Annotated in this window: 5 protein-coding genes and 1 pseudogene; 2 read left to right on the forward strand and 4 right to left on the reverse strand. The window is 62.1% G+C overall.

The window, feature by feature from the left end:
• The first annotated feature begins 170 nt into the window (after positions 1 to 170).
• The gene (locus OXF11_00015) at positions 171 to 527 is read left to right on the forward strand and encodes a hypothetical protein (protein ID MCY4485493.1); all 357 of its coding nucleotides are present in this window, start codon (positions 171 to 173) and stop codon (positions 525 to 527) included.
• On the opposite strand, the gene OXF11_00020 is transcribed toward OXF11_00015, so the two are convergent.
• From OXF11_00020 to OXF11_00035, 4 genes and pseudogenes are all read right to left on the reverse strand, one after another.
• The gene (locus tag OXF11_00020; GenBank protein ID MCY4485494.1) at positions 437 to 1,477 is read right to left on the reverse strand and encodes a PD-(D/E)XK nuclease family protein; all 1,041 of its coding nucleotides are present in this window, start codon (positions 1,475 to 1,477) and stop codon (positions 437 to 439) included. The genes OXF11_00015 and OXF11_00020 overlap by 91 nt on opposite strands.
• Before the next feature lie 74 nt (positions 1,478 to 1,551).
• A pseudogene (locus tag OXF11_00025) lies at positions 1,552 to 1,742 on the reverse strand (IS3 family transposase).
• A 6-nt stretch (positions 1,743 to 1,748) separates the two neighbouring features.
• Positions 1,749 to 3,134: a hypothetical protein gene (locus tag OXF11_00030; protein ID MCY4485495.1), complete on the reverse strand. Its 1,386-nt coding sequence runs from the start codon at positions 3,132 to 3,134 to the stop codon at positions 1,749 to 1,751.
• A gap of 1 nt (position 3,135) precedes the next feature.
• Positions 3,136 to 3,606, reverse strand: a complete 471-nt coding sequence (locus tag OXF11_00035; GenBank protein ID MCY4485496.1) for a hypothetical protein — start codon at positions 3,604 to 3,606, stop codon at positions 3,136 to 3,138.
• Positions 3,607 to 3,945: 339 nt separating this feature from the next.
• Between OXF11_00035 and OXF11_00040 the strand changes: the two genes are divergently transcribed.
• Positions 3,946 to 4,258 (forward strand): hypothetical protein (locus tag OXF11_00040; GenBank protein ID MCY4485497.1); only part of this gene is annotated, 313 nt, incomplete at its 3' end.

Below are 4,258 nucleotides of genomic sequence, written 5' to 3' on the forward strand. Positions count from 1 at the left end.
CGCCAGGACCCGGTGAAGGAGGGAACCGTGGCCATCACTGGCGAATCATCCACGATCTCGCGGGCGAGTACATGGTGCGGACGGGCAGCCGCGAAGCGGCCAAGCGCAGGCTCGCCGCCGCAATCCAGGTCCGCTTTATGGACCCTCAGGTAGCTCGAAAGGATGACCCCGTGGACTTGAACAAAGACGCCATGCTGCTCAGCCTGCGCATCAGCGCCTGGTCCGGCCGGCTCTACGACCGCGAGGCCAGCGACCACGTCGCCGCCCACCACGACGCGAGTTCAAGTGTTGGGCGCTACAACAAGCGACTCTTGCCGAAGGCGGCTCTGGCCGCGCTCAACGCCACCATGAGCGAAGCGCGCCCTCAGCATGCCGCCCAGTCGCTGCCCTGCGACGACAAGGGCTCGCGGCTCCTCACAGTCGCCAACTACGAGCACTACACCGGGATCATGGACGCCCTCCGGGGGCGCCTGGTGCCGATCGCGGCCTTGGCCTGCTCAAGTGACGATAGGAAGAAGTCCAGGTAGCCCTCGTGCAGGCTAGTGCCGCTCGTCTCCAGCATGACGAGTTGCCGCACCCTCTCGTGGGTCTGCCACGTTGTCCATGGCGGAACGACCCACTCCTCAGACAACCCGTTCAAGACCGGCTTCTCGACATCGCCACCGCGAACACCGAAGTATGCCGACGGGAGTTGGAGGTCCCTAGCGGTCCACTGCTCGTCGTCGCGTTTGAAGTCGAATCCGAAATCATAGTACAGGTTGTTGTCCGTTACGTACGCGGACCGGTAACAGACGCCGTGATTGTCATACACCCACCTGCTACCGCTAACGCAGTCCTTTCGGCACTCTTCCCACACCGTATCCAAGATCTGCAGCAGCCGGCTCTCTACCCCTCCCTTGTATGCCACCGCGCTCGCCAAGTCGTGCGCACCCAAGTCCATCTCCATGTCCCATTCCTCCATTAACTCCAGGAGTTCCCCGATTAGAACGCTAGCGCGCGCCTCTCGGTGGCCCCAAGCCCGGATCTGAACCTTGAGCCAGTTATACACCTCAAACCAATTTCGGTTCAGGAACGAGACTGTGCTGGTCGATGGCTGGAAATCGCTCCGCTCGTGCATTGACACATACACCAACGTTCTGCTCTCCGCCTCCTGTCGGGCTAGGTAACGCTCATACCGGCGGAGTTGGTCCTGCCCCTCCTTTGAGTCTAACTTGTTCTCAAGTACGATCATATGACTCCGGTCGCCGTCGTCCTGCGCCTTGAGCCACATGTCTAGCCGGTTGCCACCGCTGACGACTTTCTGTGTGGCCACGTCCGCGCCCTTAAACTTACGGCCGGTCAGCCATTCCGCGAAAGCCGCCACCATTTGAGGGTGTGCCTCCAACACCCCTGCAAGGGCTTCCGTGAAGAAGTCTTCCTGCGGTGATCTCCCTTCGGTCCCTTGGTACTTGAACAATCTTTCCAGGAAACTGGTCATGCGCAACCCGCTTGCAAGGCCTTCACCAACCTGCGCCCCTGTTATCGTAATCTTTAGTTTGAGTCAGGCCACGAGGTGCGCCAGGGGCCGCGTTGACGAATCACCTCGGTCTTGAAAAAGCCGATGATGGACTCGGCAAGGGCTTTGTCGTAGGAGTCCCCGACGCGGCCCACCGTCGGCTCAATCCCGGCCTTAGCCAGGCGCTCGGCGTAGCGGATCGACAGGTACTGGCGACACGGCCGCTGTGGTGCACCAGAGCGCCCTCATGGCCCTACGTGGGCAACCTCTCTACCCTGGTCTTGAGGCTGTCGATCTGGTTCACCACGTGTGCGATGGCGTCAATTTCGTTGCGCTCTATCCCTTCCCAGAGCTTTAGATGCCGGTCCAACATCGCCCACTTGAGAGCGTGAAATCCGTTCCATGCCAGCGCCATCCAGGCGGTATGGTTCAAAGCCATGGTGTTCTGCGTCACGTACATTCGACCGGCGTTCACGCCGGACATGCATCCGTACCCGATGGCGAGCATCATCCTGAATCTCGGGTTCATGCGCGTCGGGAGCGTTTCAACGAGCGCTTGGCCGAGCGACTCATTCGCCAGCTTCACCTGTTTGGCGGCATAGAACACGCGCATCACGACTTCCATGATCAGCGCCGGGATGCTCGTAACGACGAATTGGCGGAAGTCATAACCGTTGACATACATGTACTCGACTTGCTTGCCGAAGTCGGACCCAGCCACCGGCATCCCACTAAACATCCGCAAGATGCCCATGAACGGCGCAGGCAATCCCATACCCCTATTGCCCTTTCCAGAGGGCGCGTTTACGTCGGACAGCAGGTGTCCGAACATCCGTCCCAGCGACCCGAAGACTCCGGTTCCTGTCGGGCCCTCCTTTCCTTCGAGTATCTTGATCCCGTCGTTGCCAACGACCGTGCATGTCCCACGCATCATGTCCAGCACACCGAACAGGAACCCGAGCACCGGGTCGTGGGACAAGCTGCGCAGTCGGTGGTTCCGAGGGTTCAAGGAGCGGGGCGGTGCTCCCACCAATTGAGCGATCGTGCTTGCGTCGGCGGTCCCGATCTTGTTGGCCTCGGCAAGTGCAGCGCTCATCTCGGGCGGCAACAGCCTGTTAAATGCCTGCTGCACGCCACGGTTGAAGATGCCGTCCACTCTTTCGGTCCATGCCATCGTAGGCTTGGCAGGAGGCGAAACACAAAGCAGGTCGAACATTGCACCCATCAGACCGCAGGCGCCGGCAATCGCGTAGTCCCAACGGTCCAGCCCGAACTGCGCGTTGAAGTCGTCAACGTGTCGGGCTATTCGGGCGTCCCTCATCCTCCGGTCTGCGGAGGCAAGAAGGTCGTCCGCCGTCATCCTGCCTGGTAATGCGGCCTCCGCTTGGCCATATAGTTCTTCGGCATCGGGATCCGCCATCGGCGACCGCGTGTTCATACGTTCCAAATGAACCCGCTGGTTCTCGGCGAAGGATGCTGGCGGTGTCCCGCTACGACTCATGCCCTTCACCCGCGCCTTGATTGCCTGCAGGTCCGAGTCGATTTCGTCGTGTTCGATCGCTAGAGCGTCAGCCCGCCGGCCGAGTAGCTGAAGGGCTTTCAGATTGCGCTGTTCTTCTTCGTCTCGTTTGGTCGCCATCTCAGGGCATCTGGTTCTCGAAGACGGCAATGTATGCCTCAATCTCGGCCAGTTCCTTCCGAAAGTACTCGGCGTTGGCTGTCAGCCGTTCTTGGATCTGATGCAGCTTCTCGATCGCAGTCCGCAGAGACGCGGCGAGCTTGGCGTTCCGGCGCCGCTTCGCGATTGCGTATCCACCGACTGCCAGCACAGCTACAGGCACGGCCAGGACAGCAACGCCGGCGACCATGCCGCCCCCGACGACCGCTCCCGCTGCGGCAAGCCCGGAGGTGATCCCCGCCGCCGAGAACCCCGTGACCGTTCCACCAAAGAACAGCGCTGTCAGCGAGGCTGAACCACCCAGCGCGCCGCCGACCATCGTTGCAGCACCTTCCACGACTCCAGGGTGGTCCTTCCGGAGATCTTCGAGTAGCCCGGCGAATTCGGCCCTGGCCTTTTCCCTGATGCCCTCCAAGTCGCCGGTGTCGTTCACTATCGTGCTCCATGTCGCAGGTCCGTAGCCATTTCTCCTCCTCTTTCTCCTATGCCTGCGCCGCAGCGTCGGCGCGTCAGAGGGCGCCCGGCATCCCGCACAATCGTTGGTCCCGCCCACCGATTCTCCGGGAGATCTACAGCGTATCCGATTGAGCAGGGAACGGCCAATCGGGACGCCGAAGGAGCATCGGCCCATGCCTTGCCGCGCCAGACCCCTTGCGCTCCATGCCGTGCGTTTCAGTCGGCATGAAGAGGTGGAGGGGGCCTCCGGCGGGCGCGGTCGGACGGTCTGGAGAGCGTCCTCCGCGCCTAATTCCCTACCACACGGAGGATGCCGATGACCCTTCCCGAGAAGATCTCCGCCGACTACACGCTGCGCCCCAGCGATCTCGCAGAGGTGCTCGCCCTGTTGGTCGAGGCCCGCCAGCCGACCATCGTTTTCGGGCCGCCAGGCGCAGCCAAGAGTCAGATCGCCCAACAGGTAGCCGCGGACACGAACCGCCAGTACGTCGACGTCCGGGCGCTGCTTCTCGACCCCGTCGATCTCCGCGGCATCCCCTGGCGCGACACCGACGACCGCACCCGCTGGGCGCCGCCCGCGTTCCTGCCCCCGTCCGACGATACCGGCCGCTGGCTCATCAACCTCGAAG

The organism is Deltaproteobacteria bacterium (genome assembly GCA_026712905.1).
Lineage (GTDB): Bacteria > Desulfobacterota > Binatia > UBA9968 > JAJDTQ01 > JAJDTQ01.

Coding starts and splice junctions, on each gene's coding strand:
- OXF11_00020 (MCY4485494.1), bottom strand. CDS start 1,477: ATGACCAGTTTCCTGGAAAGATTGTTCAAGTACCAAGGGACCGAAGGG.
- OXF11_00030 (MCY4485495.1), bottom strand. CDS start 3,134: ATGGCGACCAAACGAGACGAAGAAGAACAGCGCAATCTGAAAGCCCTT.